The organism is Rhizobium sp. CG5 (assembly GCF_023701945.1).
Lineage (GTDB): Bacteria > Pseudomonadota > Alphaproteobacteria > Rhizobiales > Rhizobiaceae > Allorhizobium.
On record NZ_JABAEF010000041.1, the window covers coordinates 1 to 13,459 of the forward strand.

Below are 13,459 nucleotides of genomic sequence, written 5' to 3' on the forward strand. Positions count from 1 at the left end.
GCGACGTGATGCGGTGCTGCGCAGCCGAAATGGCTCCGCACCGCAACCCGCCGCTACCGCACAAAATGCAGCAACCCAAAACCGCCGGAGCGAACTCAAAACTGGATAAAACTTGGGGGCAAGGTCAGCGTCTATGAAGATCAGCTTTTGCGGATCGAGATCGAGCTGCTCATCAAACCAGGCGCGTCGACGCTTCAGGACGTCCGGTCGGTCCTGCTCCAATGCATGTGCGGACTTTTTTTAAATGTCCAGCCGCGACCACGCAGCCAGGCACGGAGCGCGCTCCGGCTGATGCTGACCTGCCGTTAGCCCGACAGGCGCTCGACCATTTCATCGAGCGTTACGTCCCGGCAATCGTCGATCATTTCGACAACAAACGCCTCGTGAGCGTCCAGAAGGGAAGGTCGTTTCCAACCCTGCGGCCGCGTTGTTGGCTCGCCCTCTACTGCTCTTGCAATCCAGCGGATCGCCGTGGAAACCCCAACCCCGAACCAACCGGCAGCCTGGCGGGCAGACATACCGGTAGCTGACGCCTTCAAGACGCGGATACGAAGATCATCGCTCAGTGCTCGTGCCATCATCAACCTCCTATTCGAAGAGAAGTTGAATCAGCTTCGGTCACTCTCGTCACATCACGTTTGATTCATCAATCACCGGATCTGCTCTAGCCTCGAAGACAACTAAATCATGCATCTCTTTGGGGATCGCCAAGAAATTCGGTGAGCCCCGCTATGTCCATATCCCAAAAGGATCGGCCGTCCTACGCCATAAGAGCTGTACTATGTAGCAGTAGCGGCCTCGCTTCTTGCAAGCGCGCGGAGAATCGCCTTCTTGGTGTCGTTGACATGTCCGAAAATATGGGCGGCGAGCGCGGGGCCATCCCGATCCACCAGCGCATCACGGATCGCTGCATGCTGCTCGATCGAAACCCGCCAACGATTTTCCTCGTCAAGTGCCGCATAGCGAGCGTGTGAAATCTGTTTCATAATCGCTGCGTGGCTTTCCAGAAGACAGCTGTTTGCGGCCATGGCCACGATGGCTGTGTGCAATTCCTGATTGAGCTTGAAATAGGAAGCGCGGTCGCCGGCATGGAAATATCCCGCCATTTCGTCCTGCCTGGCGGAAAAGGCGGCGATTTCAGCATCGCTTGCGCGCTGACTGGCGAGAAGACCGGCCTGACTTTCCAGGATAGCTTGAACCTCAAACAGTTCCGCTACCACTTCGAGATGGATCTCTGCCACGGATGCACCACGATAGGGGTGGAGCACAACGAGCTTTTCTGACGCCAGCACCTTGAGCGCCTCACGCATCGGCGTTCGCGAAACACCCAGCGTTTCGCAAAGCTGCATCTCCTGTATCCATTCGCCGGGTTGCAAATCGTGCTTAAGGATCATGTTCCGCAGCTGGTCGGTCAGCGAATCGTGAAGGCTTTCGCGAAAGGGAGCCACCTGCAGTGGACGCCGCTTCTTTTTCATCGAGTTGAGCATTGTCATATTGTTTTCTTCGTGCTCCCTCCCTCGGGGTCTTGCTCTTATAATTATCATAATTATAAATACAAGTGCCGGTTCGGCCTGCCCTCCTGTTTGCCGCGACCCGACACTTTCGCTTCGTACGTCCTTGAAAGTCGTACGTGGATTTATTCGTGCGGGTCTCTGCTACCCTTCAGCCCGGCTTGATTATGCCGGGCGTTATCCACAGGAGCTTCAATGGATACGCGCACATCGGAAAGTCCTTTTCAGGACGCTGTCGATTTCGCTCTCGCCCACCCGACACACTGGCCGCTCGACATACGCTCGGTGATAGAAAGTCAAGACTTCGACCCGCCACCGTGGAATATAGTCAAGGGTCCGCTTTACGATCGTATCGGCTCCGCAGGCGTCATCTCCGTAAACGGCAGCGTGGCCGCATCCTGGGGTGATACCGCCCATGCAGACATGGTCTTCAGCGTCACCAAGAGTTATATCGGCCTTCTCGCGGGCATCGCCCTGGACGAGGGACGGATCGCCGACCTCGACGCGCCTGTCGGGCAGTCCGTGCCTCATCCTGCGTTTGCCGCACCCAATGATGCAGCCACATGGCGCCAGTTGCTGCAGCAGACAAGTGAATGGCAGGGCACATTGTGGGGCATTCCCGACACTGTCGATCGCAACCGCCAGCTTTCATCCACAGAGGACGGCAGCCGCTTCAATACGGTCACGCCCTATGGCGCACCGGGAAGCTACTGGGATTATAACGACATCCGCGTCAATGCCCTCTGCCTTGCACTGACCTGCGTTTTCGAGACATCCCTTAGGGATGTGCTTCGGTCGCGCTTTCCTGAAGCCTTCGCGGGCGTTGATTGGGACTGGAACGGATATCCACCAGAGACAACCGTCGATATCAGCGGCCGCAGCGTCCCGGTCGTCGTCGGCGGTGGACACTGGGGCGGCGGGATCGTGACGAGCGTCATGCAGGATGCAGCATTAGGCGAACTGGTTGTCGGCAGCGGCCTGTATAACGGGCGCCGTATAATCTCAGGCTCGGCCTTAGGGACCCTGCTTTCCCCCTGCGCCCTGATGCCGGTCTATGGCGGCCTCTGGTGGCTCAACACCCATCGCAAGCTCTTTCCCTCAGCGCCGGTGACATCGGTCTTCGCGCTTGGCGTCGGCATGAATGGCATCTGGATCGATGCGCCCCATGGCATCGTCGCGGTGGTCCATGGCTTCGGTAACGGCGCATTTGGCGCCTTCATCGAAAGAACCATGCGCGCACTTGGCTGATCCGCAATCCGACAGGAATTTTTCGAGGTGTATACGTTATGACCGAAACAACTGCCTCCTACCGGACAGCCGCGGCGATTGCATCGGCCGTGCTTGCTGGAGAGCTCTCGCCGGAAGCCGCCAGCGCGGCAGCGCATCGGGCGATCAGTGCAACGAACGGGATGATCAACGCTGTCGTTGACCATGATCCATCCCTATCCGATCCCCAGATCGAAACGCTGGCACGGCGGCTGAAGCGAGGCGAACGCCTGCCGCTTGCCGGTGTGCCGGTTCTTGTCAAGGATCACTTCCATGTGAAAGGTTGGAAGGCTACGCAGGGATCCCGCCTGTTTGAAGATTTCGTCGCCACCAGCGACGATCTTGTCATCGAGCGCATGCGGGCGGCGGGCGCGATCATCATTGGCCGCAGCAACATGTCAGAATTTGGCTGCAAGGGCGTGACCACTAACCTGCTTTACGGCCCGACTCGTCACCCGCTTGACCACACTTTGACCACCGGAGGGTCTTCCGGCGGCGCGGCCGCGGCCCTTGCTGCCGGCTATGTACCGATCGCACTCGGCAGCGACGGCGGCGGCTCGGCCCGCCGGCCCGCCGCCCATGCAGGCGTCGTCGGCTTCAAGCCTTCCGGCGGGGTCGTTGCATCAGCACGGGTAGTTTCACAGGTGGGTGTGCCCGGCCCGATGGCACGCACTGTCGACGACATCAGGCTCTTCTTTCAGGTGATCCGCGGTCATGATGCGCGCGACCCTTTCTCCGTGCCACCCATCCCCGCTTCAGTCCTGCCGGAACACCCCAACCTCGTCTGGAGCCCGAAGCTTGGCCTTGGCGTCCCTGTTGATGAAGACGTGGCTGAAACGCTTGAACGCGCGGTGGCAGTACTGAGATCAAGCGGCTTTGCCATCTCAAACACCGATCCATCCTGGCCGGAAGGCGCCGGAGAGGCGTCACTTATGCCTCTGCAGCATGCGGACCTTGCGGCGCACTTCGGTGATGTCTGGCGGAAGGATCCCGATCTCTTCGATCCGGATATCGCTGCACAGATAGAAGCCGGACTCAGCCTGACGGCGGCGGACGTTGCGCGCGCATCATCGATGAGCACGGCGGTTGCCGCCGCCGCGGCTCGGTTCTTCGCCAATGGTCATGACTTTCTTCTGACGCCGACGATACCATGCGTCGCCTGGCCTTTCGCTCAACTCGGCCCCGCAGAGATTGGAGGCGTTGCCGTGCCGCATCGCGGGCATGCCGTCTTCACGCCATTGTTCAACCATGCGTTCTGCGCAGCCATATCGCTGCCGGCGGGTACTGGGAGGGCTGGTCTGCCCGTTGCCCTGCAGATCGTCGGGCCACGCTTTTCGGATGATGCTCTGCTGGCGCTGGCTGCACGCATCGAGACGGCTCTCGCCGCGGCAGGAATCACCGCTGCAATGCCTCGATAATAGGCGGGGTGCCTGCGCCATGAATGGTATCCTGCTTATTCGATCGCCACTGCAATTCCAGAATATAATTATTAATGCGGAATCGATTGCTCACGGCCTTTGGCACGCACATTGCATTCATAATTATATTCGCTCGGCCTGGGAGGGCAGCGGGTGGGTGCAACAAGGATCTTTCAGAGGGAACCAAAACATGTGTGACAGACACGACCATTGGACGAAGCCTGAATTCAAGTCGCTGGACCTCACCCGGCGTAGCCTGCTGAAAGCCGCAACCGCGGCGACCATAACCATGGCCGTATCGCCAACGCTGTTTGGCGGCCATGCCCATGCTGCAGACGCCGGCGCTGTGAAATCGACGCACGGCAACGGCTTTTGCAATCTCAATCTCTTCCTGGCCCATGCCGAGCAGCTTGCCCGCGAAGACGGGCTGGAAATTGAATTCGTGATCGCCCCGAGCTTCTCCGACCAGGTCACCATGATCGGCTCCGGCATGGTCGATGTCGGCGTGATGCCCTACACCAGCTTCCTCGCCCTTTACGATGCCGGTGCACCGGTAAAGGTCGTTGCCGGCGGCGGCATCCAGGGCTGCATGCTCGTTGCACAGCCGGGCCTTGATACACCCGAAAAGCTCAAGGGCAAGACGCTCGGTACCTTCCAGCTCGATACGCTCGAAGTGATGCCGTATGACTGGCTCAAGGCCAAGGACATCCCCTTTTCGGACATCACAGTCCGCTATCTCGGCTCCATGGCCGAAGCCGTCGAGGGCTTCATGGCAGGCGCTATCGACATGGTCTGCGTTATCGAGCCCTATGGAACGGCGCTGCTGAACGACAAGCCGGGTTCCGTCCTGCTGTCGGACGGCATCGACATCTACGGCAAGAACTACACCGACTGCATCCTTGCCTCGCGCGCCGAACTGATGATGGAAAATCCGGCGACCTTGAAGGCGCTCATCAAGGCAATGATGAAGGCGCAGGCCATGGCCGAGGCCGATATCGAAGCGACGCTCGGCAAGGTGGTCGGCACCTATTACAAGACCTCGCTCGAAAACGCCCGCATCGCCCAGCGCGCGCAGCCGAGCGTCATCGACATGCGCGACCAGAAGACCTTCATCCTCGAGCGGACCGACTCGCTTATCGAGATGGGCTATATCAAGAAGAAGCCGACGGACGACGCGATCGACTGGACGCTGCTCGAGCAGGTCATCGCAGAAAACCCTGATCTCTACGCATCTTTGAAGATGAAGGCGGCCTGATATGAGAGGCACCGCAAAATATCTGCAGAACGATGGGGCCTCGCGCCCCATCCCTGCCCCACTGTTGTCACCTTACATGAGGTCGCTGGCCGAACGGATCGGATGGACGATTGTATCCGTGGGGCTTTTTGTCGGTATCTGGGAGACGCTCTGGTTCTTCGGCATTTCCGATCCCAAGCTGTTGCCGCCTCCCCATATCTTCATCGCCAACATTCCAGATCAGGCCAAGTTCTTCAATACGGCCAGCCGCTGGGAGATGGGCGTCACGCCGGGCAGCGGCCCGACGCCGCTCCAGGCTATGATCTACACCATGTTCGCAACGCTGATGCGCGTCGTCATCGGTCTCGTCATCGCCGCAGCGCTTGCCATCTCGGTCGGGGTCATGGTCCGCTACTACAAGCTTTTCGAGAACTTGACCCTGCCAACGATCACGCTTCTTGCGCCGATCTCACCGGTTGCCTGGCTCCCTGTCGCATTGTTCATGTTTGGCATCGGCAACGGACCTGCCATCTTCATGGTGGTGGTCGCCTTGTTCTTCAGCATGGTCCTCGCGACAGTCGCCCATATCGACAATGTCAACAAGAACTTCATCAACGTGGCGCGTACCATGGGCTGCACCAAGTGGCAGACCTATACGCGCGTGATTGTACCGGCGATACTGCCCGGCCTGCTGATGCTCTTGCGCATGAACCTGTTCGGCGCGTGGATGGCCGTGCTTATCGCCGAAGCGACCGGCGTCGGATACGGCCTTGGTCAAATCATCATGCTCGCTCGCAATACGTTCAATCCCGGCCTCGTCTTCTTCACAATCGGCCTCATCGGCATCATGGCTTACCTCTGTGATCTCGCGCTGCGGATGCTGCAAAGGAAGATCCTCTACTGGATCCCTGAAACCAAGGAGATCCTCAATGGCCTCAAGTAACGACAGGGCGCTGGCCGTTTCCTGCCGCAATGTCGGCATGGTCTGGGCCGAAGGTACGCCCCGCGCCCATGAGGCACTCCGAGGCATCGATATCGATGTCAAACCCGGGGAATTCGTGACCCTGCTCGGGCCATCGGGCTGCGGCAAGAGCACGCTTCTCTATCTGATCGCCGGACTGGAGACGGCGACGGGCGGTACGCTCACCGCCTTCGGCGAGAAGATCACCGACCCTTCGCCGGAACGCAGTCTGATCTTTCAGGAAACCTCGCTCTTTCCCTGGCTTTCGGTCTGGCAGAACGTCACCTTCGGCCTCTGGGTCAAGGGCATGAACGCAAAGGAGCGGCGTGAAGTTGCCGCCGACGCCCTGCAGCGGGTCGGTCTCTACCATGCGATGGACAAACGGCCGGACGAGCTTTCCGGCGGGATGCGCCAGCGTGTGGCCGTCGCCCGTGCGCTCGCTATGCGGCCAAAAGTGCTGCTGATGGACGAGCCGTTCGCGGCACTTGACGTCCAGACGCGCGCCAAGATGCAGGATTTCCTCATCGACGTCTGGAAGGACAGCGGCGCGTCGATCCTGTTCGTCACACACCATATCGATGAGGCCGTCGCGCTCTCCGACAGGGTTGCTGTCTTCACGGCCCGGCCCGGCCGGATCAAGACTATCGTTCCCGTCGACCTGCCTCGCCCGCGCGATCTTTTCGATCCGCGCGTGGAGGCGCTGCGCCGACACCTGACGGAACTCCTGCGTGACGAAGTGGATCGCGCCTTCGCCGAGCAGGAAATGATGAGCGCCGCCTGATCCCGACCGGCGCGAGGTAGCGCCGTTTTCATCCGCAAACAATGCATCTGCCGCAAGGGCATAGCCAGGAGACAAGCATGTCCCAGTCCATCGTGCGCTCACGCACCATGTTCACCAAGCCGATCGACCGCGATCATTTCGAAGCCATTGATGACGGCGCGCTGCTGCAGGAAGACGGCGTCATCCTCGAAGTCGGTACCTATGAGGATCTTTCGAAACGATACTCGAACATACCGGTCCATGGCACCGGCGATTCCTTTATGCTGCCGGGTTTCGTCAACGGGCACCATCATGTCGGCCTGACGCCGGTTCAGCTCGGCTCGCCCGACATGCCGCTCGAACTCTGGTTCGTCACGCGCATGGTCACCCGCTCCGTCGACCTCTATCTCGATACACTCTACTCCGCCTTCGAGATGATTTCGTCCGGCATCACCACCGTCCAGCACATTCATGGCTGGATGCCTGGAACGCTTGAAGAGGTGCAGGCGAAGTCCGAGCAGGTGCTTAAAGCCTATCACGACATCGGCATGCGCGTTTCCTACTGCTACGCAGTGCGCGACCAGAACTCGCTGGTCTATCAGGACGATGCGGAATTCATTGCCAGCCTGCCGGTTGAACTGCAGGGACCAATGCGTGCGTACTTCAATCGTACGAAGGTGAAACTTGAGGGCAGCCTGGATCTGTTCCACTCGCTCTTCGATAAGTACCAAGAACGTTCTCGCACCAAGATCCAGCTTGCTCCCGCAAACCTTCACTGGTGCTCGGACAAGGCGTTGGCGGCGCTTTCGGAAACGTCCGAGCGCTTCAATGTTCCGCTTCACATGCACCTGGTGGAAACCGCCTACCAGAAGGAATACGCGATGCGTCGCGGCGGCACGACCGCGTTCGACTATCTGAAGCAGTTCGGCCTGCACAACTCCCGCCTGACGCTCGGCCACGGCGTCTGGCTGAACGAACGCGACATCGACCAGATTGCAGAAAGCGGCGTCTGCATCTGCCATAACTGCTCGTCCAACTTCCGGCTGCGCAGCGGCATCGCGCCCCTCAACGCCTTCGAGGTGAAGCAGGTCAACACGGCGATCGGCCTTGACGAGGCTGGCATCAACGATGACCGCGACATGCTACAGGAAATGCGTCTCGTACTGCGCGCCCATCGTATCCCCGGGCAGGAAGATGCCGACGTGCCAGGCATGGGGCAGGTGCTGCGCATGGCCACAAGCGGTGGTGCGAAGACCACCGTCTACGGATCGACCCTCGGCACGCTGGAACCCGGCCAGCTCGCCGATCTGTCGCTCATCGACGCACGCAGCGTCACCTATCCTTATCTAGATGAGGAAATGCCGCTTCTCGACGCCATCATCCAGCGCGCGAAGTCCTCGGCGGTGAAGCTCGTCATGTGTGATGGCGAGGTCATTTACGAAAACGGGCGCTTCACTCGTGTGGACAAGGATGCGGCACTGGCCGAATTGCACGAACACCTGAAATCGGCCCTTTCCAACGACGAGGTGGAACGTCGCAAACTTTCCAAGGCGCTGATGCCGCATGTGCGCAAGTTCTACAAGAACTACATGGACCCGGCGAAACACGAACCCTTCTACCGGCAGGCCTCGCGCGTCTGAAAAGTCCATCACTGAAAAGGCAATTTGGAAGACATTTGAATGCGGTTACTGCTGATCAATCCCAACACATCTCAGTCGATGACCGACAGAATGATGAAAACGGCCCTGACCTGCGCTCATCCTGCAACGCAGGTCAGAGCCGTGACGGCCTCCGAGGGCGTGCCCTACATCGCGACCCGTGCCGAAGCGCAGCTCGCCGGCAGCACACTTCTGGCCATGCTGGCCGACAATCGCTCCGAATGCGATGCGGCAATCGTCGGCGCATTCGGCGATCCGGGGCTTCTCGGCGCGCGCGAGCTTTTCGACATCCCCGTCATCGGTCTTGCCGAAGCCGCCATGCTTTCGGCCTGTATGCTGGGTGGTCGTTTCGGCATCGTGACCTTCGCGCCCGTCCTGCGCCACTGGTTTCAGGATTGCGTGGCAATGCACGGGCTGACGGGGCGATGCTCCGGGGTCAGGACACCGGATGCAAATCCGCGCGGCGACGTAGCCATGGTGCAGGAGGAAATTGAAGAACACCTGGTCGAGCTCTGCCGCAAGGCCGTGGAAGAGGACGGTGCCGATGTCATCATTCCGGCAGGCGCACCGCTGACTGGCCTTGCGGCAAAGATCAGGGATCGTGTTTCGGTGCCCGTCGTCGATCAGGTCGTGGCAGCCGTCAAGCAGGCGGAGGCGATCGTTGCGCTGAACGTCAAGCCGGCTTCAGCCGGCGGTTTCCGTCGGCCGGACGCCAAGCCAAGCTCCGGCTTGTCGGAGCCGCTCGCGGCATGGCTTGCCCACCAGGAGTCAATGCCATCGGTCACAACGCTACGGCCGCGAACAATGGGGGGAGAAGGATGAGCGGCGCGGCAAGGCAAATGCGGATCGGTATGCTGACACCATCATCGAACACCGTCGTCGAACCCTATACCAGCGCATTGCTGGCGCCCCTTTTTCCCGATGTGACGGCGCATTTCAGCCGCTTCACCGTCACCCGCATCGCTCTTGACCAGCAGGCGAACGCCCAGTTTTCGCTGGAACCGATTTTGGCGGCCGCACGGCTACTTGCGGATGCGCGCGTGGACGTCATCGCCTGGAACGGCACGTCGGCCGCCTGGCTCGGGATCGACAAGGATGAAACCCTATGCGCGCGTCTTGCCGAGGAATGTGCCGCCGTAGCCACCAGCGCGGTTATCAGTTTGATGAAAATCCTAAAGACACGCGACACCAGGAGGATCGGCCTTGTCACTCCCTACACGCCAGACGTACAATCCCGTGTCATCGACAACTTTAAGGACCTCGGCATTGAGGTCATTGCTGAACGGCATGCTGGTCTTTCGGACAATTTTTCTTTCGCGGAGATGGAGGAAGACACGATCGCCGACCTCTGCCGCGCGGTTTCAAAAGCAGGACCAAAGGCCATCGTGATCCTCTGCACGAATATGCGCGGCCCGATGATCGCCGCGTCGCTGGAGCAGGAACTCGGCATCCCCATTTACGACTCCGTCGCCTTCACCCTCTGGGGCTGCCTCGATGTGACCGGCATCGATATGACACCCCTCGCCGATTTCGGTTCGCTGTTTTCAAGCGCATAGCGAGCAAGACTGCTCTGAGGCCAAACCTTGGTTAGGCGCGGCGCGAAGGGCGATGCTGTCCATCGGCCAAACGGTGCAACAACGCCAGACGCTGTCGCCAAACGGCGGCGACGTTATGGTCTAAAGGAGCCACGTACGGGAACCATGAGCATGTTCGATCTAGTTATCCGCAATGGCCATGTTGCCACCGCATCCGACGTTTTCGACGCCGATATCGGCATCCGGAACGGGCGCATCGTCCAGATTGGTGAACGGCTGGAACCGGGCATCGAGGAGATCGATGCAACCGGCCACTTCGTCCTACCGGGCGGCATCGACAGTCATGTCCACTTGGCACAGAATTCCGGCGACGGTATCGTCATGGCAGATGATTTCGAAACTGGCACGCGCTCGGCGCTTTATGGCGGCAATACCTGCGTCATGCCGTTTTGCCTGCAGGCAAAGGGCCAATCGCTACGCGAGGCGCTGACGGCCTATCACGCGTTGGCCGATGGTAACTGTTTCACGGACGTTTCCTTCCACATGATCATATCCGATCCTTCGTCCAGCGTTCTCGGCCAGGAACTTCCGGCGCTCGTGGCGGATGGCTACAGCTCCTTCAAGGTCTTTATGACCTATGAGGGGCTTCGCCTCAACGATGCCGAGATCATCAGCACGATGGATGTTGCGCGCCGCACCGGTGCGAGGGTGATGGTTCATTGCGAAAACGAGGATGCCATCCGATACCTAATCGGACTGCACGAGGCTTCAGGCAACGTCCGTCCGCTGGCCCACGCAACAACACGGCCTGTGGCCGTAGAGCGCGAGGCAACGCATCGCGCTCTGTCTCTGGCCGAGATTGTCGACATTCCGGTGGTCATCGTCCATGTCTCGAACGGCGCGGCAATCGATGAAATACGCGCCGCACGCCGGCGCGGCCGGATGGTTATTGCCGAGACCTGCCCGCAATATCTGATGCTGACGGCGGACGACCTCGACGGAATGGACTGGGAAGGCGCCAAATTCGTTTGCTCTCCCCCACCGCGTGACAGGAAGGAACAGGAGGCCTGCTGGACCGGCCTCCAGACCGGCGCATTCGAGCTTTTCTCATCCGATCATTGCCCGTTCCGCTACGACGACCCGGCCGGCAAGCTCAATGCAAAGGGACGCCAGAGTTTCCGGCATGTCCCTAACGGGATACCCGGCGTAGAGACCAGGCTACCCATCTTGTTTTCGGAAGGCGTCATGAAGGGACGAATCGACCTAGCACAGTTTGTGGCCCTGACATCCACAAACCATGCCAAGGCATACGGGCTCACACACAAGGGACGCATCGCGATCGGAATGGATGCCGATATCGCCATCTGGGACCCGCAGATCCGGCGGATAATCCGCCACGCGGATCTGCATGATGGCGCCGATTATAGCCCCTATGAAGGCACGGAGATTCGCGGGTGGCCCGTCAGCGTCGTTCTCGGCGGCAGGATCATGCTGAAAGACGGCTTGCTGCGTGGCCGCAAGGGCGACGGCCAGTACCGTAAACGATCAACGGCGCGCAGCTAGATCCGATTGGGGCGGAATTGGTGCACGGACCAAAAATGTCAATTTCATGCATGTATGCGGCTAGGATCAAAGTGGTTTAATTGGTCCAGCATGCCGCGTTGCCAAGCCTCGACGGGTGCAACTCAATGAGCAGGCCGATCAAAGACCTAATTCCGCACAATTGTTGATCCCTGCGCCAACGCAAATGAATCACAAACCCCCAGCAGAGCCAGGGGTTCGTCAGCAGTCTGCGCGCGCCTTCCGGCGCACTTTTTCAGGACTGGATATCCGAACGACCTGCCTTCATGGCGATCTGAAGCTGTTCGGCGACATTCTGGACGATGGGCAGGATGTCAGAAAGCAGCTTCTTGGTTGTCAACGCGCTCATGCTGGTAAGTGCCGTGATCGCACCCGCCACTTTCTGTTTGTTGTCGAAGAATGGCACGGCGAGCGAGCGAACACCTATTTCCACCTCCTGTTCGACCAGCGCATATCCACGGCTTCTGACAAGTTCCAGCTCCCGGCGCAGCAGGTTGGGATCTATCGTCGTCTTGTCGGTCAGCAAAATTGGGTGGCTGCTTTCGATCAGGCCGTCGATCTCCTGAGGCGTGTCGAAAGTGAGCATGGCGCGTCCCGTCGAGGTTGACAGCAATGGCAGGCGGCGACCCACCGGAACCGTTACTGCGAGCGACCGCTGGGCTATGGCGCGTGCGGTATAAACCGATTCATCGCCGTCTCGCACGGCGAGTGCCACGGTCTGTTCCGATGCCGAGCTGGCTTCTTCGAGCAAAGGCAACGCAAAATCCGAGAAGGGAAGCGCGGAAAGGTAGGAATAGATTTTGTGACCTGGCGCTGGTTTGGATGTGTTCGTGCGACGATAGCATCGCCTCGATGCTCATCTTCTTCATCAGCGTGGCGACGTGCAGCCGCCCAGTTTCCAGCCCTTCTCCCCTCAAGAGCCCTTGCAACATCCGACTTCCGGCAAACGGGTAGTCAAGATGCAGTTCATCGATCCGGCGCATCATGGCAAGATCGCCGTCAGGCACTGGACGCGGTAGATAATAAACGCTGCCACGGCTGAAGCCGAGAAGCTTGGCCTGGCGCACGACGGAGAGTTTGTGCTTGCGGTCGATCATTTTTTTCCGCCCAGCAAGCCCGCCTTGCCGAGCGCTCCGGCTAAAAAATCGTTATCCAGCGTCAGTTCGCCGATCTCCGTGCAAACGCAGTTTGTCACGTGGCGTGCAGTGTTTTGACATCGACGGTTGGACCCGCCGGCTCCGCCTTCGCTTCATCACCGAAAACGCCTGTCGCCCCCTCAAGGAGCTGGTCTTTCCACTGTTTGATCTGGTTGGCGTGCACGTCAAACTGTTGGGACAATTCCACCAGCGTCTGCTCACCTCGGATGGCGGCGAGAGCCACCTTCGCCTTGAAAGCCGGGCTGTGGCGCCTAGGACCGATCGACATTCAGGATTCCCAAATCACTTAATCGCTGATTCATAGAGCGCCGTGTTGAGCACGGAGGGCTGTCATGGTGGTGAAACGGTATGAGTTGAGCGAGGCGCAATGGTCGAGAA

The 13,459-nt window shown here is 59.5% G+C and carries 11 protein-coding genes and 2 pseudogenes; 9 read left to right on the forward strand and 4 right to left on the reverse strand.

Translation table 11 applies throughout. The features are described 5' to 3' along the window. Nucleotides 1-129: 129 nt before the first annotated feature. Nucleotides 130-578, reverse strand: a pseudogene (locus HGO38_RS30735) (helix-turn-helix domain-containing protein); the annotation flags it as partial. Between the two features lie 201 nt (nt 579-779). Continuing rightward, the gene (locus HGO38_RS30740; protein ID WP_250959595.1) at nt 780-1,493 is read right to left on the reverse strand and encodes a GntR family transcriptional regulator; all 714 of its coding nucleotides are present in this window, start codon (nt 1,491-1,493) and stop codon (nt 780-782) included. 213 nt (nt 1,494-1,706) lie between these two features. Here HGO38_RS30740 and HGO38_RS30745 point away from each other — a divergent pair, with 213 nt between their 5' ends. The 9 genes from HGO38_RS30745 to hydA all read left to right on the forward strand — a co-directional run bounded on the left by HGO38_RS30745 (nt 1,707) and on the right by hydA (nt 11,906). Next, nucleotides 1,707-2,759 (forward strand): serine hydrolase, encoded by a 1,053-nt coding sequence (locus tag HGO38_RS30745; protein ID WP_250959596.1) that lies wholly within the window; start codon nt 1,707-1,709, stop codon nt 2,757-2,759. A gap of 38 nt (nt 2,760-2,797) precedes the next feature. Beyond that, nucleotides 2,798-4,195 (forward strand): amidase, encoded by a 1,398-nt coding sequence (locus tag HGO38_RS30750; RefSeq protein WP_284739619.1) that lies wholly within the window; start codon nt 2,798-2,800, stop codon nt 4,193-4,195. A gap of 190 nt (nt 4,196-4,385) precedes the next feature. Then, on the forward strand, nt 4,386-5,450 hold the full coding sequence (locus HGO38_RS30755) for an ABC transporter substrate-binding protein (protein WP_250959598.1): 1,065 nt from the start codon (nt 4,386-4,388) through the stop codon (nt 5,448-5,450). 118 nt (nt 5,451-5,568) lie between these two features. After that, nucleotides 5,569-6,372 carry an ABC transporter permease gene (locus HGO38_RS30760; RefSeq protein WP_250959599.1) on the forward strand — a complete coding sequence of 268 codons (804 nt, stop codon included), beginning with the start codon at nt 5,569-5,571 and terminating at the stop codon, nt 6,370-6,372. Next, nucleotides 6,359-7,171 (forward strand): ABC transporter ATP-binding protein, encoded by an 813-nt coding sequence (locus tag HGO38_RS30765; RefSeq protein ID WP_502941672.1) that lies wholly within the window; start codon nt 6,359-6,361, stop codon nt 7,169-7,171. Before HGO38_RS30760 ends, HGO38_RS30765 begins: the two co-directional genes overlap by 14 nt. Nucleotides 7,172-7,248: 77 nt before the next feature. Further along, nucleotides 7,249-8,790: an amidohydrolase family protein gene (locus tag HGO38_RS30770; RefSeq protein WP_250959600.1), complete on the forward strand. Its 1,542-nt coding sequence runs from the start codon at nt 7,249-7,251 to the stop codon at nt 8,788-8,790. Between the two features lie 39 nt (nt 8,791-8,829). Beyond that, nucleotides 8,830-9,630 (forward strand): aspartate/glutamate racemase family protein, encoded by an 801-nt coding sequence (locus HGO38_RS30775; RefSeq protein ID WP_250959601.1) that lies wholly within the window; start codon nt 8,830-8,832, stop codon nt 9,628-9,630. Further along, on the forward strand, nt 9,627-10,364 hold the full coding sequence (locus HGO38_RS30780) for a maleate cis-trans isomerase family protein (protein WP_250959602.1): 738 nt from the start codon (nt 9,627-9,629) through the stop codon (nt 10,362-10,364). Before HGO38_RS30775 ends, HGO38_RS30780 begins: the two co-directional genes overlap by 4 nt. Before the next feature lie 144 nt (nt 10,365-10,508). Continuing rightward, complete coding sequence (gene hydA, locus HGO38_RS30785; RefSeq protein WP_250959603.1) at nt 10,509-11,906, forward strand: dihydropyrimidinase; 1,398 nt, start codon at nt 10,509-10,511, stop codon at nt 11,904-11,906. A 253-nt stretch (nt 11,907-12,159) separates the two neighbouring features. Here hydA and HGO38_RS30790 read toward each other — a convergent pair whose 3' ends face one another. Both HGO38_RS30790 and HGO38_RS30795 read right to left on the reverse strand, forming a co-directional pair. Beyond that, nucleotides 12,160-12,681 (reverse strand): IclR family transcriptional regulator, encoded by a 522-nt coding sequence (locus HGO38_RS30790; protein WP_502941673.1) that lies wholly within the window; start codon nt 12,679-12,681, stop codon nt 12,160-12,162. Between the two features lie 27 nt (nt 12,682-12,708). Next, nucleotides 12,709-13,349: pseudogene (locus HGO38_RS30795) on the reverse strand (IS3 family transposase); the annotation flags it as partial. Nucleotides 13,350-13,459 lie beyond the last annotated feature (110 nt).

Bases quoted from the DNA above. Each gene is read 5' to 3' on its own strand.
- hydA (WP_250959603.1), top strand. From the start codon at position 10,509: ATGAGCATGTTCGATCTAGTTATCCGCAATGGCCATGTTGCCACCGCA.
- HGO38_RS30750 (WP_284739619.1), top strand. From the start codon at position 2,798: ATGACCGAAACAACTGCCTCCTACCGGACAGCCGCGGCGATTGCATCG.
- HGO38_RS30770 (WP_250959600.1), top strand. From the start codon at position 7,249: ATGTCCCAGTCCATCGTGCGCTCACGCACCATGTTCACCAAGCCGATC.
- HGO38_RS30775 (WP_250959601.1), top strand. From the start codon at position 8,830: ATGCGGTTACTGCTGATCAATCCCAACACATCTCAGTCGATGACCGAC.
- HGO38_RS30740 (WP_250959595.1), bottom strand. From the start codon at position 1,493: ATGACAATGCTCAACTCGATGAAAAAGAAGCGGCGTCCACTGCAGGTG.
- HGO38_RS30780 (WP_250959602.1), top strand. From the start codon at position 9,627: ATGAGCGGCGCGGCAAGGCAAATGCGGATCGGTATGCTGACACCATCA.
- HGO38_RS30755 (WP_250959598.1), top strand. From the start codon at position 4,386: ATGTGTGACAGACACGACCATTGGACGAAGCCTGAATTCAAGTCGCTG.
- HGO38_RS30745 (WP_250959596.1), top strand. From the start codon at position 1,707: ATGGATACGCGCACATCGGAAAGTCCTTTTCAGGACGCTGTCGATTTC.
- HGO38_RS30765 (WP_502941672.1), top strand. From the start codon at position 6,359: ATGGCCTCAAGTAACGACAGGGCGCTGGCCGTTTCCTGCCGCAATGTC.